The organism is Mycobacterium sp. NGS68 (assembly GCF_059812195.1).
The window spans coordinates 1-668 of record NZ_JCALCE010000086.1 but is presented as its reverse complement, the minus strand read 5'-3'; the positions used below and the strand labels follow the sequence as shown (position 1 = coordinate 668).

At 72.6% G+C, this 668-nt stretch carries 1 protein-coding gene; it reads left to right on the top strand.

The window, feature by feature from the left end:
* Positions 1-441: PPE family protein, SVP subgroup (locus AC5Y5V_RS31375; RefSeq protein WP_499942972.1), on the top strand; the 441-nt coding region annotated here is incomplete at its 5' end.
* Between the last annotated feature and the right edge of the window lie 227 nt (positions 442-668).

Genomic DNA, 668 nt, shown 5'->3' with positions numbered 1-668 from the left:
GGATCGGCGGCGCATCCCGCCGCCCTGGCGGACGCGGCCACTGCCGGTATGGCCGGCGCCGACGCGGCGAAGCTGGTCGGCGATCCGATGAAGCCGCTCGGCGGCGTGGGCGGCGGCATGGGCGCCGGGATGGGCGCGGAGTTGGGCAAGGCGCGGTTAGTGGGCGCGATGTCGGTCCCGCCGACGTGGCAGGGCTCGGTGCCGGCGCGCATGGGGTCGATGGCCATGTCGGGCCTGGGCGCTGGGCTGCCCGCCGAGATGGCTGCGGCCGCCGGTGCGGGCGGGGCGCCGATGGGCGGCGGCATGCCGATGATGCCGATGCCGATGGGTATGGGCGGCGCCGGCGCCGGCATGCCCGGCGGCATGATGGGCCGCGGCGGCGCGAGCCCGCACGTGGTGCAGAACCGGCCCAGCGTGGTGCCGCGCACCGGGGTCGGATAGCCCCGGGCGCAGCCGTCACCGCCCCGCCACATGCCAGTAACTGCGGCGAGCGCGGATGCGAATACGCAGTGACGGCGTGATCTTGTTGACGGTTTGTTGAAAGCACCGATCTGAGGGGCGGAATTGCTTTACGATCCGGCAGAGGCGTTTGGTGCACGTCGCCGGGCAGTGCGTGATGGTGCGGGTGTGTCGTTGTCGGTGCCGCTATGGCTCGTGGGTTAGGAATT